The following is a 20,904-nucleotide window of genomic DNA, read 5'->3' as shown; positions in this document are numbered from 1 at the left end:
GATATAAAAAGGCTTATAGGTAAAAGTTAATACATAGGCAAATGAGCTTTAAGAATATAATTAAAATGACTTTAAAATTTTTGAATGGTATTGGGTGATATCCAATGTCACACCGTACTGATTAACCCAAGCATCAAGCTGTTGTTGCGACCGATTTAAGCTGTCCATAGTGATAGTATTGTCATCCAACTGCCATAACTGACGTGAGCCATCATAACTAAACTGCAACGCGAGCATCGCTTGCTCATTGCCCAGTTTAGCTTGTTCAAGTAGCTGTCTATTCTTGCGATAAATTAAGTTAAGCGCATGTTTTAACTCCCAAACATACACTACTTCCTTCATCTTTGGGTGAGTTTTCAGTTTCAGTAATGTCATCCCCAATAGACCAGCACTCACCACAACGCCCAGAGCGTTCCAATGAAAATGAGAGCCTGATTCAGATGGAATAAAATGAATCAAAGTCTGAGAAATCACTAAGCTCGATGCGGTTAGACCCGCAATACAGGCAATAATAACCACATTTAAACGCTCACGATATTGTTGCTTGTTGATGTTCAATAATTGCATTAACGATCCATTATTTGTGCAATGTTTAGTAAATGACCGTGACGATGAGATTTAAAATCGCCCCTCACAGAACAAGCATTCCAACCTATCAAGACGCATAGCTTGAGTAGTACTACCGTTCAAAACTTACAGCGGCAGGCATTATACACAACTCAACCGATTGAATATGTGCCATATATTATAATTTTGAGCAAATCATTTTAAAGTGCCTGTCCTTGAAACTAACCCCTCAACATAAGAAACCTGTACCAATTACATTTGATGCCTGTCCCTACTACATTCGGTGCCTGTCCTCAGAATATATGTGACTACGAAGGTGTGGATGTTATTTAGGAACTTGATAAACGAATAATAGACAGTCCTAATAAACGCTCTAACTCTTTTTTCCCTTGTTCACCGTACATCTCAACTGACAAGGCCGATAGACGGTTTAGACCTTGTTGTGTGAACTGATGTGCACCATCAAAGATAGTGATGTGATGAAGCATCAAACGCAGTATGGCAAGAAATTCCGCTGACTCTAAAGAGTCTACCCAGCTTTTAGAAAAATCCGATAGTTGGGAGCTAATATTTAGATGCGCTAATAATTGCTCAAAAAGGCGCCCTTCAAGCTTCAGTACAAAATCGATTTTCTTAGGGAAATGATGACTAATTCCTGTACGAGATACCCCTGTGGATTGACTTAATGTGGAATACGACATTTGGTCATAACCCATAGTCAGTAACTGCTCTATTACCGCATCCATAATTTTACTGATGGTTATCTCTGTATCTTCTTTACTGCGCTTTGGCATACCACTGACCTATATACGATAATGAATCTTGTTTTAGATCATACTCATACAGCCAGAACGGAGATTCAATGTATCAGCCGTTATCCTGACAATCAAATGACAAAATGACATTCTCAATACACGTTTTCAAATAAATGTTTAGATCTTACAAATATTTTTGTAGCTGATCCCTCCATTGCTATGTAAACTGAAACAAATCGTTATAGGAGATTGACTATGTCAAAAGTAACAAAAGAACCTGAAGTTTGTGAAGCATGCGGTGTTGCAGGCGAGATGGGCTTTGTTATCAACGTGGGTGATGAGACTTCAGAGGTTTCACTTTTTTCTTCAAGTAAAGAAGCGGTAGAAGTTGAATTTCAAAACTATTTGGCACTGGCTAAAGAAGTAAACTCAGCCGTTGAAGAACAAGTTGAAATCGTAGAAAACAATGGCCAGTTTGAGCTTCACGCTAAACTAAAATTTGAAGTTAGTGCAGAAAAACTTATCTTCGATCTTAAGAGCCGTACTCTTTCTCGCTAATATTCGGTTAGCTGAATGAAAAAGGTGAACTTAGTCAGACTAAGTTCACCTTTTCTTTATCTACTGTATTCGAACGCAGAGAATAATCTAAGCGACCAACTCAGAGGTATCTTTCGATACATTTCTGACAGGATTTGCATAGCCATCAATTAAGAAGCTTTTGGCCCCCTCTTCTAACTGCGCTAATTTTTCGTCAAACTTGTCTTTTGTCACCTGATCGATAGTGCTATCGGCTACGCCTGCAGCCAATAGATTAATCGGAAAAAGTTTATAGTTTTCATGAATCTGGCGATCAATTTCATCAGCCAGTGCTTCTGGAGATTCAAGATCACTGTCAATAACGTCTCCAAAACTCACGTTCACACGTCCTTTATAACCCGTAATGCCCTTGACGATACTTTCAATATCTTCAAACTCGGATTTTTGATACTCACCTTTTTCTGCTTTTTGATAGAGCTCGTTAGCTTTGGCGATATCACAAGGATCGATTTCGTAAGAGATTGCTACAGGGACAATTTTCAATGATTTCACATATTCAGCAAAGGGCATTTTACGTTTACGCCCTTCCAATTGAATCATCTTAATGATGGCAGGATCGGTAAAATCGTTTCCGTCTTTTGCTCGGCCCTCTTTTTGTGCAATCCAAATAGAATTACCCGTTTCTAACGAATGTTTTATATAAGAAGAAAGCAAACCTAAGGTTTTCATCATCTCACGAGGCCCTTTTGCCGAACGTTTCACGATAAAACTTTTGTTGACCTTCATCAACTCCGTTGCACACGGTTTACTCAATAAATTATCACCTATCGCGATACGAACGGTCTTATGATTTGTATTATGCAAACCATAATTCACTAGCGCAGGATCCATAGCGATATCACGATGATTAGAAATAAACAAATATGGCGTGTCTTGATCAAGCTTATCAAGACCTTCAAACGTCACGCTATCTGTAGTGCTATCAAGGGCTTTCTTTAAATACTTTTCGACCTCAATTTGCACTGAATCAATAGAGTTCAATTTCCCCCAACGGTTTTTCAAATACAGTTTTACCAGTGGTGACATCAAAGCTTGGAACCACTTTGCGTGATTATTGAATTTATGATTCAAAATTGCTGAAATAAATTCTTCATCGTTAATGAGTCGACCAATTGCTGGGGCAATTTCTTCGTTGTTGTAAGGTCTAATCTCTTGGTAAATATCGTTATCAGTAGACATATTCATCATCATTTGCAAAAAATCATGCCGATTTTACGCGCTTATCAAACAATTTACAGCAAGTTAGCGCAGGATTTTATAAGGTCAGACCATACGAAGAGCTGTAATTCGCTATTTATTTACGGTGTGGCTATTGGCATCACACATCATATCGCGCTAACCTAATCAAATAACGCTCAACATACACTGAACTTACTCATGCACTACGCGATACAATTTGAAGATAAACAATTTGACTACCTCTCATTGACCTCAAGAAAACCCACACTTAAACACCAACTTATTTATGTGGTAGAAGGATTAGTGACCGTTCGTTTAGGCAAGCTTGAATACGCTATTGATAAAGGCAATTTCTTCTGGCTCCCGGCCAATTGTTTGTCTGCATTGAGTTACTTCCCGAATACTCATTGTAAGGTCGTTGAAGCCTCTCAGCGCCTGAGCAAGCCTTTTCCCAATAAAGCCGGCTATGTCAAAGCAAGTGAACTGATTATTGCATTATTTGCTCGGTTGTCGCATGTCCCTGAGCCTTCTGAACACCAACAGGTTTTACTTATGGCGATGCAGTATGAATTGCTGGACATCATGCCCAATTTGCAGACAACCTCTTTAAGCCACAAATTGAATCAATGGCATAGTCAGAGCAAAGATCTATCCATTGAGTATCAGATGGTCATGCGCATCAAAGAAGCAGAAAAACTGCGTCTATCCGGCACAAAAGAAGCTGAGATTGCCAAGGTATTGTTTGCTGGAAGCGAGCAAAGCTATAACGCAGCACGATTAGCTGTTTTAGGAGAGTAACCTATTTCAAACAATGGCAGTATTGGTATTAGTTTGAGGAAAGTGTCTAAAAAGGGACTTCAAATTGAACATGAAAAACATCTTCAAACTGATCGTGCCATTGATAGTCTAGACGCACACGAGGTTTGTCTTTTTCGCCGATACCGACACTCAATTGTACACCATAAGTCTTAATCCACTCTTCATACGAAAGCTCATCGTCATTAGATGTCATTTCATAAGGCCGAAATACACCAAGACCAAAAAAGCTCTCTTCAACACGCTGAGTTAAAATAGGATCATCGACGTTTTTTAGCATCCAATTTGACCAATAATCCAGCGTTGTTGACTCTTCTTTTAAATGGGTTGTGACTAATAGATCATCGACCAGTTCATCAACTGTAGTGATAATGTCGTCACATAGCTCCAAAGTAGAATTAACCAATACAACGGTTCTCGTTGGATCGCGATCAAAAACACAAGCCTCAGAGGCTCCTGCCATAAAAGTGCCACATACCAGTGCTACTGTCGTATTGAGTCGTGTCACTTAATCCACTTATCCCTTGCCATGCTAGATCTGTCAACGTAATGTTAAATTGTGCGGTAGAAGTGTTGATTTTGCAATATTTTAACGACGCTTTTAGTCGTTAAATGGTTAATATCTTGATGTTGTGCAAGTTTCTCTCGTATTTCAGTACTACGTATTGCTACTGTTTCTGGACAAGCAAGTACATTCCACTGCTTCATTATCTCTTTTGCTTTATCAAATTTTGCAAAATTAAATAAATTGTCCGGTCCCATCACAAAAGTCAGCTCAGTATCTGGATTATCGTCTTGTAGCGCTGTCAAAACCTGAAAAGTAGTAATACTCCCCTCTTGCTCTGCTTTAATTTCCTGTTCAATACGTGACAGGGCAACATTGTGGCAGGCGATATCACTAATGAAACCTTCAATCATAGTGCAACGCTCTGAGTACTCTAACATCGGCTTTCCCCATGCATGTGCGATACTCGGAACTAATAACACTTGGTCAAAGTGAGACAAGCGCTCGATAACACTGAGGTGACCATAGCTAGGAGGATTGAAGGCACTGCCAAATACCGCTATTTTGTTCATTATTATTGCCCTCAATAGTTTGGAAAATTGAGCTAAATCGGAATTTGCAATATGATATCAAAAGTTGCCTGTAAATATTTAGGACATTTAATCAATGGAACAGAAAATTCGCCAAGAAATGCGCGTACTCCCAAGCATCGACGTTGACTTTGAAATTGAGCGACGTGTTAACTTTATCAAGAAGAAAATGCGCGAAGCTGGTTGCCAGTCAGTGGTACTTGGCATTAGTGGCGGCGTTGATTCAACAACTTGTGGCCGCTTAGCACAGGTTGCCGTCGATCAACTCAACCAAGAATTTGATGAACACTATCAATTTATTGCGGTGCGCCTACCTTATGGAGAGCAACAAGATGAAGACGAGGCGCAATTAGCCCTTTCCTTTATCAAACCAACCCACTCAGTTGCGGTCAACATCGCATCAGGTGTTGATGGATTACATGCAGCAACAACTGTAGCGCTAGAAAGCACAGATTTGATGCCTCAATCTGCAGAAAAAATTGACTTCGTTAAAGGGAATTTAAAAGCTCGTGCACGAATGCTTGCTCAATACCAAATTGCCGGATTCGTAGGTGGTCTAGTTTTAGGAACTGATCATTCAGCTGAAAATATCACAGGTTTTTATACAAAATTTGGTGATGGTGCCTGCGACTTAGCCCCTCTATTCGGTCTAAGCAAGCGCCAAGTTCGCCAATTGGCTAAAACACTCGGTGCACCAGAACTTCTAGTGAATAAAGTACCAACCGCAGATTTAGAAGAGCTCGATCCACAAAAGGCTGATGAAGATGCACTAAGTGTTACATATGACGATATCGATAACTTCCTCGAAGGCAAACCTTTAGGTGAAGAAGCAAAACAAACCATTATCGATATCTATATGCGCACCCAGCATAAACGCCTACCAATTCCTACAATCTACGATTAATCACCCTCAAAGCAGCCACTCAACTTTAGTGGCTGCTATCTACTTCGTAGACATACCTGCTCCGAGGACACACACCAAATTAGCTTTATAATTTACTATTTTGAAAATAGGAATAAATGCAGCTGTTATTCGAGGACAGTCCTCATTTGCAAACCTCCCATCTCCTAGTTTAACTCCCAGTCTAAGTATTAAATTAAGTATGGTTTTCCTACCAATTCAGTGATCTTTTCCCAATTGGCAACTAAATAAACACTATCTAATTTTATTTAATGCCAAAGAGCTATGGTTATGACTACCGCACGTAAACAACTTGTATCCGTTGATGCTACTCCTTATTACCACTGCGTATCTCGCTGCGTCCGCCAAAGCTATCTGTGCGGCCACGATTACGAAACCCATACTTGTTACGACCACAGAAAACAGTGGGTAGAACAAAAACTTATCTCCCTTTCCTATAGCTATTGTATCGATATTTGTGCTTACGCAATTATGAGTAATCACTATCACCTTGTTCTATATATCAATAAAAACAAAGCATTAGCTTTGTCACAAAATGAAGTAGTAGAAAGGTGGGCCCTTGAGCACAAACTGCCTTTATTAATAAAACGTTGGCTAAAGAAAGAATTAACTCACAAATCTGAAGAAATAAAATGCCATAAAATAATAGAAATATGGCGATCGCGGCTGTGGGATCTTAGTTGGTTTATGAAAGAACTAAACTTTGAAATTTCCTGTAGAGCAAACAAAGAAGATAATTGCAAAGGACATTTCTGGGAAAGTAGATTTAAAAGTCAGGCATTATTGGATCATTCGGCCCTTTTGTCTGCTATGGCGTACGTAGACCTAAATCCAGTCAGAGCTGGTATGGCACAAACACCTGAAAATTCCGAATTCACTTCGTTCAAAGCTAGGCTGAATGCCTTAGAGCAAAATGAGAATACACCAACTTATCTATTACCCTTCAATAAACAAGGAAACCAAGAAGATGAGAGCTCTATTCCTTTTGGTTTATGGGAATACATTGAGCTCGTTGACTGGACAGCACGAGAGTTTAGAAATGGCAAAACTTCACTAAATATCCAACTGCCTCATATTTTACATAGACTGAAGTTTAAACAACAAAATTGGCTTAAGGTCTGTACTCACTTAGGACATAACAAGGCAACTGCGATTAGCGAGAGACTTTATGAGACAAAGAAGGCAAAGCTTCTTTTGGGAAAATCAAAAATACACATGTATTGGTTAAATTGAGCACAAACAAAAACAGCAGACCTCATTTGAGACCTGCCGTTTACGTTCATTCAAGCACTAATGTGGCATTAAATACCTAGAGCTTGACCACCACCAATTTGTAGCGTTTCAGCAGTGATGAATGAAGCATCTTTGCTTACTAGGAACGAAATAGCAGAAGCAACTTCTTCTGGTTGACCTAGACGACCTAGCATGATGCTGTTAGCCCAAGAAGCGAAGACTTCAGGCTTAGTTGCTTTAATTTGCGCGTGGAAAGGAGTATCGATAGTGCCAGGAGATACTGCATTAACACGAATGTTCGCAGGAGCAAGTTCTTTAGCTAGTGCACGTGTTAGAGTGTGTACTGCAGCTTTAGAAGTACCGTAGATACCAGCACCTGGTCCACCAGCATTCCAAGCAGCGTTTGATGTGAAGTTGATGATTGATGCATTATCAGACTTCTTCAAGAATGGAATTGCAGCACGAGATACGAAGAACGCGCTATCAAGGTTAAGAGCCATTACTTTACGGAAGAAATCAGTTTCCATGCCTTCGATTGGGCTACGACCACCTAGGCCACCAGCGTTGTTTACTACAACGTCGATTTGACCGTATTTTTCGCCAATAGCATTGATGTTAGCTGTTACTGCATGCTCATCAGTTACGTCAAAACCGTAGTACTCAGCTTCAATACCAGCTTCTTTAAGTTCAACTAGACGCTCAGCGCCTTTGTCATCTTCGATACCATTAAGAATAACTGTGTATCCATCTTGACCAAGACGTTTTGCAACTTGGAAGCCAATGCCTCCAGTTGCGCCTGAGATAAATGCTACTTTATTAGACATATTGATGTTCTCTTTGTTTAATTTTAGGCTTCACTAAAAGGATTAGTTTTCAAATAGTTAGGTACAAATATCTAAGCTAACTCAACACCCTTCTAGCAACTCACATAATTGTAATACAATATGCTTTTTATTTAAATACCTTATTCTAAAGGCTTCCGATTTAAGTTCACAAAAATCAAAATTAAGCGAAATTGAGGACAGTCCCTTCAACTTATATAAATCAAAGACTGTCCCCTCAATAAAAGTGTTGCCTCTAATATGAAAAAGTCCTCAAGGCTAACGCCTGAGGACATATTCACTACCAGCAGTATTAATATTAAATAACAGTGATCACATCTTCACTTGCTAAACGTGCTTTAGGTTTTCCATAGTTGTAATCTTCACCATCTAAATGATAACCAATAGCCAATGCAAAATCACATTGATAGTCACCCAGTTCTTCTGAAAATATTTCACCAATAAGCTTTGAATCAACACCTTCCATAGGCGTAGAAGCAATGCCCATACGAGCTAATGTATGTAGAGTATTTCCTATTGCAATATACGTTTGAGCTTTAGTCCAACTGCCATTAAAGCCCGTTTCGTCAGTATTTAAGTCAACAAAACCAAATGCACCATTTAGCATAGTGTCATACATGTCAGCAGGAAGGTGTCCTGAGCTCACTTCTACATCCACTACTTTGCGATAATCATCTTTGGTATATTTAGGGTTATGCGCAAATAAAATGATATGTGATGCTTCTTTCGCATGTGGCTGATTAAATTGATGCATATTTGCGAAAGTATCGTGAAAACGCTGTTTTGCCGCTTCACTTTCAATCACAACGAACTTCCAAGGTTGTGAATTAATTGAAGATGCAGATAAACGAATGGCTTCTTTTAGTACTTCCATGTCTTCAGCTGAAATACGTTTATTCGCGTCGTATTTTTTAGCAGTATAACGGCTGTTTAGATCTTTAATAATTGGATGCGACATATAGAATTTCCTCATAAGCGTTGTCGATTGCGTATATACTACGAAGTTGCTTATCTTTCTAAAAGAGGTATTCACACCAATCATTATGGATAAAATAGTCCACAATATAAGACGGGACTCCATCGGTAATAGCAATATTGCAACACGTTAAGGCACCGATTTCTGATTACGTACCAATGATACAACCGTTTCTCCTGGCTGAGGAAACAATAAAGTATGATCGCTTACCATGTGTATTCTTTTAAGGACAGTCACTACAAAAAGTGGCTGTAACAATGTGTCTTGGTATTGATGTAAGTAATCTTGATAAGTAAAAGTATCTGTCAAAGTGGTATGTTTAACTTCGGCACCTTGATTGATTAAACTCGCCAGTTTTTTAAAACTGTGTTTACCTTCAAACAAAATCTGGCCAAAAGATCCTTTGCTTACTGCATGCTTATCCGTATCGTCTCCTTTTAAATCTTTGAGGCAAAAGACTTTATTTTCTCCAAAATCAGACAAATACTGCATACAGGCCATAATATTAAAATGTTTATCAGGACTTAGCGCTACAACATGCCCAACCCCTATCAAATCCAAGTATTCGTCTGCATGGCTAGATGTAGGATTACCATAATAGAACTCTAAGCCAGACATTTTAGCTTGGCTAATGTAGTCCCAGTTTGAGTCAGTCACCACTACTCTTAAATCATATTTGGCAAGTGCTAAAGCAACAACACGAGCAACAACACGAGCAACATCATTCGCTCCAACAACTAAAAAGCCTTTTGGTGAACGCTCAGCAACTCCCAGAAAATTGGCTAAAGGTCTAGCTGTTGCACTTTGTAATACCACAGTCCCAATAATCACCATAAACACTAAAGGGACTAATAACTTAGCCTCATCAATCCCAAATTCATACAGCTTGATTGCAAACAACGCAGAAACAGATGCGGCAACAATACCTCTAGGCGCGACCCATGCTAAGAATAGTTTCTCTTTAAAGTGTAAACGACTACGGGCCGTCGAAATCAAAATCGACAACGGTCGCGAAAACAATTGGATGACCATAAATAATACTATGGCACTCCATCCCAAAGCATGAAAATCCTCAAGATCGATACGTGCAGCAAGCAAAATAAATAAACCAGTAATGAACATAACAGTAAGATGTTCTTTGAAGTGCAAAATAGCCTGAATGTTGACGTCTCGAGCATTTGCTAGCCATATTCCCATTACGGTGACCGTTAAAAGTCCAGATTCAGACTCTAGGTAGTTAGAGACCGCAAATACCGCCAGCACGATCGTCAATACCGCAAAAGGTTGCAAATATTCAGGTAACTATCGTCGTCTGAGAAGCTCAGCTATCGTCGCTCCAGCAGCAATACCCAAACCAAATCCAATAACCAAAATAATACCAAAGACTTCAAAACTTTGAGACGAATTGCTTGAAATCAGAAACTCGTAAATCATTACAACAAATAGAGCACCTAACGGATCAATTAAGATCCCCTCCCAACGAAGAATATTGGACAAGCGAGAGGTAGGACGAACGGTTCGTAATAAAGGGACAATAACCGTTGGTCCAGTGACGACAGTGAGCCCTCCAAACATCAATGCTAATGGCCAATCAAAACCTAATAGGTGATGAGTGGCAATACTGGTTATAGCCCATGAGATCAAAGCACCAATGGATACAATCGACCATACTGTATTGGTCACACCTTTTATTTCAGAAAATTTGAGCGTTAAGCTACCCTCAAATAAAATAACAGCAACCGCCAATGACACTAAAGCAAAAAAGTGTTCGCCAATCACTTGCTGAGGTTGAAACCATCCAGTCAATGGGCCTGCAACTATCCCAGCCAAAAGTAAAAATAGGATAGCAGGTAGTTTTAACCTCCAAGCTAACCATTGGCACCCCAAACCGACAATGCCTATTGTTGCAATACCCAGCGCAGCCCAATCTTCGTGCATAATGACTCTGTACTTTTAAAATACCTTTAAAAACCTTAGTCGATTCAAAGCCTAATACCATTTATCTTATACGATATTTGAAGAAACCAATCCCAACACTACCCCAAATTACCTATTTCGCATTTAGGACAGGCACTAAATCCAACATCAGTTTTAAGGACAGTCTACGAAAGTACTAGGTCTTATATTCACAATCATGTCTGCCCTATATCTAAAGTAGCTGCACCAAGAATGCTCACATATTAAGGGCAGGCACCAAAAGAAGGAAAATTTATTCCATAAAAACAACAACTTACCCATTGGCATCATACTTGCTTTAATTATTCTGAAAATATTGAGATAGAAGGATCTGATTATGGATATATCAAGCCGTATGTTTCTAGCAAAGCAGTCTAAGTTCACGCAAAGTCTTGCCTCACCGTTTAAATCATCTTTGCAGCAGGGAAAGCAAAGTATAGATTTCGTATTGGATGCGATAGATGTTGTGCGCTTGCATCGCTCCTATACCTATAAAAAATTAGCCTGTGAAAAAATGAACCGTAGTAGGATGAATAGCGTAAAACAGCAGCTCAACAATATGAGTGATAATATTCTTAACTACCCGTATTTAGGAAGTCGTGCGGAAAGGCGGATTTTATCTACTAGGCTTGCAACACTTAGTCAAGATGATGAACCGTTAGCATTTTCTAAACAGCTTGTTATTCATGGGCAAGCTATCCGTTTGTTGATTTTTTGTTGTGATAGTGCGGTACTGCGAAGCATCAATACGGATGATTTATGCATGAAAGAATACCATGCTCAATGGCAAAGCATATTAGACACCATTGATGCGCTTACTCAGTATCGTATCTGCATTGGATCGGTTATAGAACACGGATTACGCAATCCTAAACTATTATTAGGACGAGCAAACAACCTACTCAATAAAGTAAAGCGTTGCCAAGATATCACCGATGATAGCAACCAAAATCTGCAGCAAGCTATCCATCAGCTAGAAAAATCGACTCAATACTTAGTCAAAGATACTACTCTTTCTGCACTACGCATGTATCAAGATACTAGTGACATTTCCAATGAAATTATCATCACCTATAAAAAACTCATCAATCACCAATTAAATAGACAGTATACATCTAGATTAAAAGCCTAATAGCTCCACTGTAGCTCACGAATCTCACATAACAAAAAGGCGAACCCATTCTAGGTTCGCCCATATTCAGACTAACGAATCAACACGAAAACGTTATTTAATTACGTAATCAGGCCCAGCAACATCAGCCGTAATAACTTTCAATGTAGATGCATCTGCGCCCACTTTTTCTGCTGACTCAAAACCATCCACGTTTGTGATCTTAGGCAACTTAGTAGAATAGTCAGAGATAAGCTCGGCGTCCGTTACCGAACCAACATACACTTCATCAGTATAAGTCGCGCCAACTAAAGGAAAATCTTTTGTTGCACGAACTGCAACAAACTCAGGATTCTTTGAGTTGTCAATCAAGTTATCCTTAAAGTGAACGTCAACACCGCCGAAAATACTCTCCACCTCTTTGTTATTAAACAGGCTTACGCGGTGAGTTTGGTTGCCATAGACAATCCCCCACTCAGTATCAACTAACGTATTGTTTTCAATCGTGATATTTTTTGGTGTCCACTGCTTGTTAAGTTCTTTACCCTTAACTGATTGGTCCAGTTTCTCACCATTTTTAACATCAATAATACCTGTATTAATGACGATAGCACCGCGTAAATCAGCGTTACCTGCAATCAAGCCATCACGTCCACGAGTATTAGCGATGTAGTTATTGCGAATCACATGATCTTCATCATAAATACGCATGCCACCTGTAAGAAGCTTTTCGTTGCCCAAAATTACATTGTTTTCCACAACGTTGGCTTTACCGTGACGAAGAGAAATCAAAGAGCTGCTTTCAAAAATGGTGTTGCCACCGATAACATTACCGCCTGACTTAATAGAGATCAGCTCGCGCTCACCATCCATACTAATCAATAGGTTTTCGACAAATTGGCTATTTGAAGGCCACTGTGACGATTTAGAATCGCCGATGCGAATCGCTTCCCAGCTATTGCCGTTATAACGAATCGCTTCTTTAATATCAAACTCGTTGTATTGATTTGGTTTCTGATCCAGGAAGATATTGTGTTTAATAATATGGTTGTCAGGCGTATCGTCTTTTTGGACACCAATCAAAGTACCGCGTTTCTGTTTACCTTCGAAACGGTTATTAATGACCTGACCATCTTTACCCCACAAAGACACCCATAAATATTTTGGGTACTCAGAGCGACGAGCATCAGGTTCGTAGGTGTAATCATCGTTAAAGTAATAGAAGGTTGAGTTTTTCAGTACATTGCGATCGCCCATCATGCGGACGCCACCAAAGCGCTCATTTGGACCACCTTCAGTGAAGACTAAGCCATCTAACGTGATGTCATTACCCTTGAGTTCAAACTGAACAAGACCGGTGATCCATGCTGTGCCGGCTTTTCTTGCTTTTATCGTGACATTATTTGCTTCGATAGTCAGTTGACCAAGATTACGGTATTTACCCGCTTCAATCTCGATGATATCGCCATCTTTAGCATTAATCAGCTTGTTGCGAAGGGCATCCACTTCACCTTGATAGGCATCTTCAACTGACGCACGCTCTACAACGTTCAGGCGTGGACTGTCTAAAAGCATTGAGCGGTTCACGTCTGCTAGCGCGTTAGATTCTGTTTTTGTATCACTAAATAGGCTACAACCAGACAAAGTCAGCGCGGCAGCTAATGCGATTGCGGTTTTTTTCATTTGAGTACCTTCTATACATTAAGGATTGCAAAGCAAAAAAAATGCGGGCACATAGGAGCCCGCATAAATTAAAGACGTATGACTAATTATTCAGCCGTTTGCTCACGCAGTTCTTCAACTGTGTCATCAACCGCTTTCACAAGAAGTAGACCAACACCTAGAACAATCGCACCACACAATACAAAGATAAAGCGGCCCCATAGTGGGTTAGGTAGCAAGAACATTAGCATTACACCAACACCTGCAACTGCGATAAGTGAACCAAGCATACGACGTTGCTTGTTATCTAATACTTTCTGCTCATTAGACTCGGCAACTAGTGGTGTATCCAAGTTTTCGAAGAACTTATCAACATCAGCTTGACGCTCAGCAGATAGAGGCTTGTAGAACAATGTCGTTAGACAGAAGAAGCCAGCAGTAAATACAAGGTGACCAATTAGACCAATTGCAACTTTAAGATCAGACCACTCACGACCTGTTAGAGGCTCAAGGTTAAACCAGTTAGCAACCATCTCTGCATTGATAACAAAACCAACATAGTAAGAAACAATCGCACCAACAACTAGAGTTCCCCAACCTGCCCAGTCTGGAGTCTTCTTAATGAAGAAGCCACAGAATGCAGGAATAGTCATTGGGAAGCCGATTAGAGCACCTACATACATCATGGTGTCAAACAGGCTTAGACCTTTCAGAGAGTTAATGAATAGCGCAACAAGAATAATCGCGATACCAAAGAAAGTAGAAGTCAGTTTCGAAACGATTACTAGCTCTTTTTCAGTCGCATTTGGACGACAAATTGGCTCGTAAAAGTTCTTAACAAAAATACCAGAGTTACGGTTCAGACCTGAATCCATTGAAGACATAGTTGCAGCAAACATTGCAGCAATCAGTAGACCGACCATACCCGCTGGCATGAAAGTTTCAACGAAGTATAGGTAAGCAAAGTCACCCGCTTTTGAACCAGCTTCTGGGTAGATAGCAGCAAGATCGACACCTTGACCGGCAATAAACCAAGAAGGCATAAACCAAATTGCTGGGCCCATTGTCATCAGAACACAGGCAAGCAGAGCCGCTTTTTTAGCGTTATTTGAATCTTTTGCCGCTAAGTAACGGTAAGAGTTAAGCATGTTGTTCGTGATAGAGAACTGTTTCACGAAGATGAAGAATGCCCAAATACCGAAAATGCTTAGGTAGTTTAGGTTGTTACCAGAAACAAATGATGCGCCTTCGTCAGTTGGGAAGTTAGCAATGATTTCACCAACGCCACCACCTTGAATAATAGCAACAACAGCACAAGTGACTGTTACCGCCATAATGATAACCATCTGCATGAAGTCAGACGCGATAACCGCCCAAGAACCGCCCGTTACTGACATAACAAGTACAACTAGACCCGTTAGGATAATCGTTGTTGTCATATCAAAACCGAAGATGCCAGAAGCAATAATAGCGAGACCGTTCAACCAAATACCCGCAGAAATAACGCTGTTTGGCATGCCAGACCAAGTAAACACTTGCTCATTGAAGCGCCCAAAACGCATGCGAATTGCCTGAATTACAGTAACAACACGCAACTGACGGAATTTTGGTGCAAAGTACAAGTAGTTCATTAGGTAACCAAATGCATTCGCAAGGAAGATGACTGCTACTGCAAAACCATCTGCGTACGCTTTACCTGCTGCACCTGTAAATGTCCAAGCACTAAACTGAGTCATAAACGCTGTTGCGCCTACCATCCACCAAAGCATGCTACCGCCGCCTCGGAAGTAATCACTTGTTGTGCTTGTAAATGTTCTGAACATCCATCCTATTGCAATTAAGAATAGGAAATAGACGCCAACAATAATTGTATTGAGATCCATCGTTAAACCTTTGTGAGTTTGATATTTAGTAAATTTTCAAAAAGTCTAACGAGAACCCAAGGTAACTTGTACTACAATAGGCTTTAATTGTGACAAATGCCTCGTGTTTCATTTATCTATAAATCATACAAGTGATCCAGATCTAACAATCAAAATTGGTATAAATACGTGCGGATTTCGCAGTGAAATGTTTAGTTACATTTAAAAACAGGCAGTTACAGGAAGTGAGCTACGTATTTAATAATACCAATCAACAGGACAATTAATTCCCCTCTATTTAACTTACGCTGATTTGTATTACTAATAAGTTTAAATTAAATCATATACGAAGACTGTTTATTCCGGACAGGCACTAATAAAACACGCCATTACTTTAATATCCTTCGCTCTTCTTTTAAGGACAGGCACCGAATAATAGCTTTGATTTTGACGCTCAAATTGGTTTATAGCTTCACGCGTGAGGCAAAAGTTGTGAGTGTAAAAGTAAAAGCTTTAATACGGAACTTGGTCTAATTAGGTAAATCAATGCTTAGAAAACGAAGCATCGAAGAAGCCGTTGAGCAGATCTTGAGATAAAAAAATGCGGGCAAAATAGCCCGCATTCATCAATTGGTTTAGCTTAAGTTGTGTGACTACTTAGCAACACTCTCTTCTAAAGAATCTACTGAGCTATCAACTGCTTTCACTAGAAGCATACCAACACCACTAACAATCGCACCACATAGGATGAAGACTAGACGTCCCCACATTGGGTTAGTTAGTACTGCCATGAACATAATGAACACACCAGCTACTGCGATTAGTTTACCAAGCATTTGACGCTGTTTGTTGTCCAGTTTCTGTTGAGCAACTGACTCTGCAACTAACGGTGTAGCTAGGTTGCCAAAGAACTTATCAACATCTGCTTGACGCTCGTCAGTCAATGGTTTGTAGAATAGAGTCGATAGGACGAAGAAGCCACCAGTGAAGACAATATGACCAACAAGACCAATTGCAACTTTCACATCAGACCATTCACGTTTAGTAAGCTCTTCTAGACCAAATGCGTGAGATACCATGTCAGCGTTGATAACGAAACCAACAACATAAGAAACGATACCACCAACAATCAGAGTACCCCAACCAGCCCAGTCTGGAGTTTTCTTAATGAAGAAACCTAGGAATGCTGGAATAGTCATTGGGAAGCCGATTAGAGCACCAACGTACATCATTGTATCGAACAAGCTCAACCCTTTCAGAGAGTTAATGAACTGTGCGATAAGGATGATTAGAATACCAAACACTGTTGAAGTGATTTTTGATACTGTAACCAACTCTTTCTCAGATGCTTGACCTTTACGAACGACTGTTTCGTAGAAGTTCTTAACGAAGATACCAGAGTTACGGTTTAGACCTGAGTCCATTGAAGACATTGTCGCCGCAAACATTGCTGCAACTAGAAGGCCTACCATACCTGCTGGCATGTATTCTTGTACAAAGTATAGGTACGCGAAGTCACCTGCTTTAGAACCTGCATCTGGGTAAGCAGCAGCTAGGTCTACACCTTGACCTGCAATGTACCAAGAAGGCATGAACCAGATGAATACACCACCAAGCATTAGCACACACGCTAGAAGCGCAGCTTTCTTAGCGTTCTTAGAATCTTTTGCCGCTAGGTAACGGTATGAGTTAAGCATATTGTTCGTAATAGAGAACTGCTTAACAAAGATGAAGAATGCCCAGATGCTGAAGATGCTTAGGTAGTTAAGGTTGTTACCCGCAATAAATGAACCAGAGTCACCTACTGGGAAGTTATTAATTACTTCTGTAACACCGCCACCTTGAACAACAGCAACAACAGCACAAGTAATTGTTACCGCCATGATGATAACCATCTGCATAAAGTCAGATGCGATTACCGCCCATGAACCACCCGTTACTGACATTGCTAGTACAACTAAACCTGTAATCCAGATTGTCATTGTCATATCAAAGCCGAAGATACCTGATGCAATAATTGCTAGTGCGTTTAACCAAACACCTGCAGATACAACACTGTTAGGCATTGAAGACCAAGTAAATACTTGTTCGTTCGTAGCACCAAAACGCATACGAATTGCTTCAATTACCGTTACAACACGTAGCTGACGGAATTTAGGAGCGAAGTATGCGAAGTTCATGAAGTAACCAAACGCGTTCGCTAAAAAGATAACCGCTACTGCAAAACCATCATTATATGCTTTACCTGCTGCCCCTGTGAATGTCCATGCTGAAAACTGCGTCATAAACGCGGTCGCACCAACCATCCACCAAAGCATGTTACCGCCCCCACGAAAATAATCGCTTGTGGTACTTGTAAATGTTCTAAACATCCAACCTATTGCAATTAAGAATAGGAAGTAAATGCCAACAATCGTAGTATTGAGATCCATTGCATTACCTTTAACTGTAAATAATTATTTCAAATCCAGTACAGTTTAATCCTTAACTTAAATATTTTGTATTACAATAACTCATAAATGTGACGTATGACGCAAGACTTTTAATAGCTTAAATCGTACAAATATTCATACCCTTATTAATCGGTTTCCATAATAGAGAACAATTAATGCTTATTAGTCACAATGATACGTTAAATATTGGGATAAATAGGTGTAAACACGCTTAACAATTGATAAATAATGTATTTTTATGTAAGTCCTACCCTCCAAAGAAATGTAACTGGAGAAATAAGCATTAACAATTGTAGGACTAAACGAATTTAAATTTCGCCTATAATTGGTTGTTCTGAATAGTTTATCTTTACTGAAATTATAAAAAAGATGGCTTACTTATGATCAATAAGAATCATGTAAGGTTGCCTGAGATGGCGACTGGTATAGGTAAAAAAAACCCATAGGCAAGTGCAAAGCCTATGGGTTAAATCGGTGGTGTACCGAGCCTAAACACTAGAAGGGTATGTTTAGGCTATTCATAATAATTATGGAGCTTTACTAATACAACCGGCTTAGTTTATAAACCCGTTCTGTTTAGTATTTGTTTTTAAAGTACGTATTGAACGTGACTTTGTAAAAACTTACGGCGAACCAACAATATGTAGTCAGTTGCTGTTCATAAATTATATTGTATTACAAATAGCAAAAGCAAGTCATATTCTCAATTTATACCAACAAATGCACAAAAACGTTTCATTTTATCACCTCGCTCTACGCGCATCATGCTGGCTATATAATAAGACATAAAAACATAGAAGGTCCTCTACCTCAACTTGCTAGCTAGATTGCAGACCGACAGGCCGAAACCACGCACTTGTAACCCATGCAGCGGTTCTAACCCTCATTTCACACTATATACATACAACTACATTAATTCTTAGTAAAGCAGATAGATAAGCCGTGCCGTCTTAAGACCACAGCCGCTTCTTCTATACAACAGAGCAATAGGCTTTTATCCTTATTAGCACGGATAAAAAAAGGCCGACAATTAATGTCGGCCTTATAATTAGGTAGCTTTACTTAGAACAAGTCAGAGCTTAGATCATCAAAGTATGTATACGTACCAACGCTTGAAGTATCACCGTTATACATTACAAATGTTGTAGGAGCACCAGTATCGTTTTCTGCAACTAAGTTTGTGTGCTCAGTTCCATCAACCGTCACCGTTACGTCAGTACCACTCCAAGCGATAGTAACGTCAACCCAAGTGTCTCTTTCATAGTCTTGAAGATCAACTTGTGAGCCAGATTCGTTTCTGAACTTAACTGAGCTTGAACCAAATACGACTTCAGTGAATCGAGAGCTAGAAGAACCCGTTGCAGAGGTACCTAGGTATAGGTATGAAGACTTCACGTAACCATCGGTAGGGATATAAACAGAGGTCGAAACCGAACCACTATTCGCTGCACCAGCTGAGAATTCGCGAGCAACAGTACCTTTACCGCTATCGCTGTTATCTTCCATATATAGAGAGTTTGAGCCTGAGTTAGCAATCGTATTGCTGATATTTGCTAGGATTGTAGAACCGTCTACACCCGCTACAGAGTATGCGCTGTTAGCTGTATCAATTTGATCACCTACAGTATACGATTCGAAATCATCTGCAATTACAACCTCTTCAGCGCCACCATCATCTTCAGAACCACCATCATCCTCTGAACCACCATCATCTGCAGCACCAGCTTGGTTTTGAACTGTTGCTTCATTTGAGTTGCTGTTATAAGGGTCAGCTGACAAGTTGTGACCATCTGCATAGCTATCAAAGTTGTCTTCAAATACTAGCTCTTCTGCACCATCTTCAATGTTGTAAACTTTGAAGTTGTCGGCAAGTAGTTCGAAGTGAGTCGTATTGCTGTTGTCACCCATCTTGATTGCGATAACTTGTACAGCTGCATTTTCCATCGCGTAGCCAAATGGGCCGTACGACGTACCGTTGATGTTGAAAGAATATTGATCGTTCTCACCCCACTCTAGTTCAACTTCAAGCGTCTCACCGAGTGTGTATGTGCCAATTGAATCAGAAAGTTGTGGTTTACCATCAACAACAGTGTTAGAACGGTAGAACACTTCACCATCATTCAGAACTAACTCACCGTATAAGTTAGAGTTACTAGTGCCCGTGCCGTATAAGCTGATGTACGCATTGTTACCATTGGTATCTTCAGCTTCAGTAGTGTCTTCATGCTTTTGGTAAGTCAAATCAATGGTAATTTTGCCTTGTGCAATTGAATCAACCAATGCACCTGTTGAGCCATCAGACAATTTCAGACGAAGTTCACCTGTATCGTCAGTCTTAGTATCGATGATCTGAACAACGTTGTTAAAGCCTGCATCAGCATTTGCTTTTTCTACTGCCGCTTTAATGTCTGCATTATCAATTTGGTTTGTACCTGATAGGTCACCAAATGCTGCTGTGCTCACAACTAGTGCGCCATCAGTCAGAGTGTAAGAACCATCAACTTCAGTTGAGCTACCATCGTGGTAATAAGTAAATGTAATATCACCATCTGATTCAGTGTATGGCGTTACTGTGATCTTGTACTCGCCAGGAGTAGCATCGTCGTCGTAATAGGTTTGATTTGTGCCATCAAACACATAAATATTAGGTAGGTCTACAGATTGTGTTGAAGAAGATGCACCTGCTAATTCCCAGTAAGCTCCAGACAATGCTGAGCTAGGTGTCGAACCACCCGTATCACCACCACCAGAAGAACCATTCTCAGAACCAACATCGAAATCACAACCGAACAAAAGTCCGGTAGACAGTGCTACTGCAATCGCTGACTTAGAAACTTTCATATTTTCTCTCTTTATATTCCACTGTTTGTTATGTAGG

At 39.9% G+C, this 20,904-nt stretch carries 16 protein-coding genes and 1 pseudogene; 5 read left to right on the top strand and 12 right to left on the bottom strand.

Translation table 11 applies throughout. The features are described 5' to 3' along the window. Positions 1 to 60: 60 nt before the first annotated feature. Together VEZ01S_RS08025 and VEZ01S_RS08020 are read right to left on the bottom strand one after the other, a co-directional pair. A complete protein-coding gene (locus VEZ01S_RS08025) occupies positions 61 to 567 on the bottom strand; it encodes a DUF3087 domain-containing protein (protein WP_021713522.1) in 507 nt (168 codons plus the stop codon). A 329-nt stretch (positions 568 to 896) separates the two neighbouring features. Beyond that, positions 897 to 1,361: a TetR family transcriptional regulator gene (locus VEZ01S_RS08020; RefSeq protein ID WP_021713521.1), complete on the bottom strand. Its 465-nt coding sequence runs from the start codon at positions 1,359 to 1,361 to the stop codon at positions 897 to 899. 216 nt (positions 1,362 to 1,577) lie between these two features. Between VEZ01S_RS08020 and VEZ01S_RS08015 the strand changes: the two genes are divergently transcribed. After that, a complete protein-coding gene (locus tag VEZ01S_RS08015; protein WP_021713520.1) occupies positions 1,578 to 1,880 on the top strand; it encodes a DUF406 family protein in 303 nt (100 codons plus the stop codon). 87 nt (positions 1,881 to 1,967) lie between these two features. Here VEZ01S_RS08015 and VEZ01S_RS08010 read toward each other — a convergent pair whose 3' ends face one another. Then, positions 1,968 to 3,098, bottom strand: coding sequence for a 1-acyl-sn-glycerol-3-phosphate acyltransferase (locus VEZ01S_RS08010; protein ID WP_021713519.1), 1,131 nt, complete (start codon positions 3,096 to 3,098; stop codon positions 1,968 to 1,970). Between the two features lie 198 nt (positions 3,099 to 3,296). Between VEZ01S_RS08010 and VEZ01S_RS08005 the strand changes: the two genes are divergently transcribed. Next, a complete protein-coding gene (locus tag VEZ01S_RS08005; protein WP_021713518.1) occupies positions 3,297 to 3,896 on the top strand; it encodes a hypothetical protein in 600 nt (199 codons plus the stop codon). A 46-nt stretch (positions 3,897 to 3,942) separates the two neighbouring features. Here the strand turns inward: VEZ01S_RS08005 and VEZ01S_RS08000 are convergent, their stop codons facing one another. Together VEZ01S_RS08000 and VEZ01S_RS07995 are read right to left on the bottom strand one after the other, a co-directional pair. After that, on the bottom strand, positions 3,943 to 4,422 hold the full coding sequence (locus tag VEZ01S_RS08000; protein WP_021713517.1) for a hypothetical protein: 480 nt from the start codon (positions 4,420 to 4,422) through the stop codon (positions 3,943 to 3,945). Between the two features lie 44 nt (positions 4,423 to 4,466). Continuing rightward, on the bottom strand, positions 4,467 to 4,991 hold the full coding sequence (locus VEZ01S_RS07995; protein ID WP_021713516.1) for a nicotinate-nicotinamide nucleotide adenylyltransferase: 525 nt from the start codon (positions 4,989 to 4,991) through the stop codon (positions 4,467 to 4,469). 94 nt (positions 4,992 to 5,085) lie between these two features. Between VEZ01S_RS07995 and nadE the strand changes: the two genes are divergently transcribed. Together nadE and VEZ01S_RS07985 are read left to right on the top strand one after the other, a co-directional pair. Next, the gene (gene nadE / locus VEZ01S_RS07990; protein ID WP_021713515.1) at positions 5,086 to 5,913 is read left to right on the top strand and encodes an NAD(+) synthase; all 828 of its coding nucleotides are present in this window, start codon (positions 5,086 to 5,088) and stop codon (positions 5,911 to 5,913) included. A gap of 288 nt (positions 5,914 to 6,201) precedes the next feature. Continuing rightward, entirely contained in the window at positions 6,202 to 7,164 is a 963-nt protein-coding gene (locus VEZ01S_RS07985; protein ID WP_021713514.1) for a transposase, read from the top strand. Between the two features lie 68 nt (positions 7,165 to 7,232). Here the strand turns inward: VEZ01S_RS07985 and VEZ01S_RS07980 are convergent, their stop codons facing one another. The 3 genes and pseudogenes from VEZ01S_RS07980 to VEZ01S_RS07970 all read right to left on the bottom strand — a co-directional run bounded on the left by VEZ01S_RS07980 (position 7,233) and on the right by VEZ01S_RS07970 (position 10,920). Further along, a complete protein-coding gene (locus tag VEZ01S_RS07980; protein ID WP_021713513.1) occupies positions 7,233 to 7,988 on the bottom strand; it encodes an SDR family NAD(P)-dependent oxidoreductase in 756 nt (251 codons plus the stop codon). Positions 7,989 to 8,304: 316 nt separating this feature from the next. Then, positions 8,305 to 8,964, bottom strand: coding sequence for an NAD(P)H-dependent oxidoreductase (locus tag VEZ01S_RS07975; protein ID WP_021713512.1), 660 nt, complete (start codon positions 8,962 to 8,964; stop codon positions 8,305 to 8,307). Positions 8,965 to 9,111: 147 nt separating this feature from the next. Then, a pseudogene (locus tag VEZ01S_RS07970) lies at positions 9,112 to 10,920 on the bottom strand (cation:proton antiporter). A gap of 355 nt (positions 10,921 to 11,275) precedes the next feature. On the opposite strand from VEZ01S_RS07970, the gene VEZ01S_RS07965 reads away from it, so the two are divergent. Continuing rightward, complete coding sequence (locus VEZ01S_RS07965) at positions 11,276 to 12,070, top strand: hypothetical protein (protein WP_021713509.1); 795 nt, start codon at positions 11,276 to 11,278, stop codon at positions 12,068 to 12,070. Between the two features lie 93 nt (positions 12,071 to 12,163). Here VEZ01S_RS07965 and VEZ01S_RS07960 read toward each other — a convergent pair whose 3' ends face one another. The 4 genes from VEZ01S_RS07960 to VEZ01S_RS07945 form a co-directional block, all read right to left on the bottom strand. Next, positions 12,164 to 13,732, bottom strand: coding sequence for a polysaccharide lyase 6 family protein (locus tag VEZ01S_RS07960; protein WP_021713508.1), 1,569 nt, complete (start codon positions 13,730 to 13,732; stop codon positions 12,164 to 12,166). 86 nt (positions 13,733 to 13,818) lie between these two features. After that, positions 13,819 to 15,594 (bottom strand): sodium:solute symporter family protein, encoded by a 1,776-nt coding sequence (locus tag VEZ01S_RS07955; RefSeq protein WP_021713507.1) that lies wholly within the window; start codon positions 15,592 to 15,594, stop codon positions 13,819 to 13,821. Between the two features lie 632 nt (positions 15,595 to 16,226). Next, the gene (locus VEZ01S_RS07950) at positions 16,227 to 18,005 is read right to left on the bottom strand and encodes a sodium:solute symporter family transporter (protein WP_021713506.1); all 1,779 of its coding nucleotides are present in this window, start codon (positions 18,003 to 18,005) and stop codon (positions 16,227 to 16,229) included. A gap of 1,083 nt (positions 18,006 to 19,088) precedes the next feature. Continuing rightward, positions 19,089 to 20,867, bottom strand: a complete 1,779-nt coding sequence (locus VEZ01S_RS07945) for a hypothetical protein (RefSeq protein WP_021713505.1) — start codon at positions 20,865 to 20,867, stop codon at positions 19,089 to 19,091. Positions 20,868 to 20,904 lie beyond the last annotated feature (37 nt).

Origin of the sequence: Vibrio ezurae NBRC 102218 (genome assembly GCF_000467185.1) — a bacterium.
Classification (GTDB): domain Bacteria; phylum Pseudomonadota; class Gammaproteobacteria; order Enterobacterales; family Vibrionaceae; genus Vibrio; species Vibrio ezurae.
Note: the sequence above shows the minus strand (reverse complement) of the source record. Positions and strands in the feature narration are given on the sequence as shown.

Bases quoted from the DNA above. Each gene is read 5' to 3' on its own strand.
- VEZ01S_RS08025 (WP_021713522.1), bottom strand. From the start codon at position 567: ATGCAATTATTGAACATCAACAAGCAACAATATCGTGAGCGTTTAAAT.
- VEZ01S_RS08020 (WP_021713521.1), bottom strand. From the start codon at position 1,361: ATGCCAAAGCGCAGTAAAGAAGATACAGAGATAACCATCAGTAAAATT.
- VEZ01S_RS07950 (WP_021713506.1), bottom strand. From the start codon at position 18,005: ATGGATCTCAATACTACGATTGTTGGCATTTACTTCCTATTCTTAATT.
- VEZ01S_RS07960 (WP_021713508.1), bottom strand. From the start codon at position 13,732: ATGAAAAAAACCGCAATCGCATTAGCTGCCGCGCTGACTTTGTCTGGT.
- VEZ01S_RS07955 (WP_021713507.1), bottom strand. From the start codon at position 15,594: ATGGATCTCAATACAATTATTGTTGGCGTCTATTTCCTATTCTTAATT.
- nadE (WP_021713515.1), top strand. From the start codon at position 5,086: ATGGAACAGAAAATTCGCCAAGAAATGCGCGTACTCCCAAGCATCGAC.
- VEZ01S_RS08015 (WP_021713520.1), top strand. From the start codon at position 1,578: ATGTCAAAAGTAACAAAAGAACCTGAAGTTTGTGAAGCATGCGGTGTT.
- VEZ01S_RS07945 (WP_021713505.1), bottom strand. From the start codon at position 20,867: ATGAAAGTTTCTAAGTCAGCGATTGCAGTAGCACTGTCTACCGGACTT.
- VEZ01S_RS07980 (WP_021713513.1), bottom strand. From the start codon at position 7,988: ATGTCTAATAAAGTAGCATTTATCTCAGGCGCAACTGGAGGCATTGGC.
- VEZ01S_RS07985 (WP_021713514.1), top strand. From the start codon at position 6,202: ATGACTACCGCACGTAAACAACTTGTATCCGTTGATGCTACTCCTTAT.
- VEZ01S_RS07995 (WP_021713516.1), bottom strand. From the start codon at position 4,991: ATGAACAAAATAGCGGTATTTGGCAGTGCCTTCAATCCTCCTAGCTAT.
- VEZ01S_RS08010 (WP_021713519.1), bottom strand. From the start codon at position 3,098: ATGTCTACTGATAACGATATTTACCAAGAGATTAGACCTTACAACAAC.
- VEZ01S_RS07975 (WP_021713512.1), bottom strand. From the start codon at position 8,964: ATGTCGCATCCAATTATTAAAGATCTAAACAGCCGTTATACTGCTAAA.
- VEZ01S_RS07965 (WP_021713509.1), top strand. From the start codon at position 11,276: ATGGATATATCAAGCCGTATGTTTCTAGCAAAGCAGTCTAAGTTCACG.
- VEZ01S_RS08005 (WP_021713518.1), top strand. From the start codon at position 3,297: ATGCACTACGCGATACAATTTGAAGATAAACAATTTGACTACCTCTCA.